The 863-nt window shown below is 64.4% G+C and carries 1 pseudogene; it reads left to right on the top strand.

Annotation, left to right across the window (positions count from 1 at the left end):
* Positions 1-863 (top strand): annotated as a pseudogene (locus VI01_RS24515) (type VI secretion protein VasK); the annotation flags it as partial.

Below are 863 nucleotides of genomic sequence, written 5' to 3'. Positions count from 1 at the left end.
CCGACGCTTTCCGACGCAATTGACCAGCTCACGCTGATGGCGGATGTGCGCCAGTCGCCGCTGGTGGCGCTGATGAACACCCTCAGCGTGCAGGGACGTACCGGGCAGAGTGGGGATGCCATTGCCGACTCCCTGGTGAAATCCGCGCAGAACCTGCTCAGTCGGGAAAAGCGCCCGGCCATTGACCAGAACAGCGGCCCGACCGGCCCCCTTGATGCCACCTTCGGCCCGCTGCTGGCGCTGACGGATAATCAGGGCAGCAGCAGTATGAGCCTGCGCACCTTCCTGACGCGCGTCACGCAGGTGCGTCTGCGCCTGCAGCAGGTCACCAACGCGGCAGACCCGCAGGCCATGACGCAGACGCTGGCGCAGACGGTGTTTCAGGGGAAAACCGTTGACCTCACTGACACCCGCGACTACGGCAGCCTGGTCGCCGCCGGACTCGGGCAGGAGTGGAGCGGTTTTGGTCAGACGGTGTTTGTGCGTCCGATGGAGCAGGCCTGGCAGCAGGTGCTGAGGCCGGCAGCGGAAAGCCTGAACGCCCGGTGGCAACAGGCGGTGGTGAACGAGTGGAACAGCGCGTTTGGCGGACGTTATCCGTTTAAAAACGTCAGCAGCGAGGTGTCACTGCCTCTGCTGGCGAAATATCTGAATGCGGACAACGGCCGCATCACCCGCTTCCTGCAGTCGCGTCTGAGCGGCGTACTGCACCGCGAAGGCACCCGCTGGGTACCGGACAGCATCAACGCCCAGGGGCTGACGTTCAATCCCGCATTCCTGAAAGCGATGAACCAGCTGAGCCGGATTTCCGACGTGGTGTTCACCCGCGGAGAGGCCGGGCTGCACTTTGAGCTGCGTCCCGG

The organism is Pantoea sp. SM3 (assembly GCF_000963995.1).
Classification (GTDB): Bacteria; Pseudomonadota; Gammaproteobacteria; order Enterobacterales; family Enterobacteriaceae; genus Pantoea; species Pantoea rwandensis_B.
The sequence above is the reverse complement of the archived record's forward strand: the minus strand, read 5'-3'. Positions and strand labels throughout refer to the sequence as shown.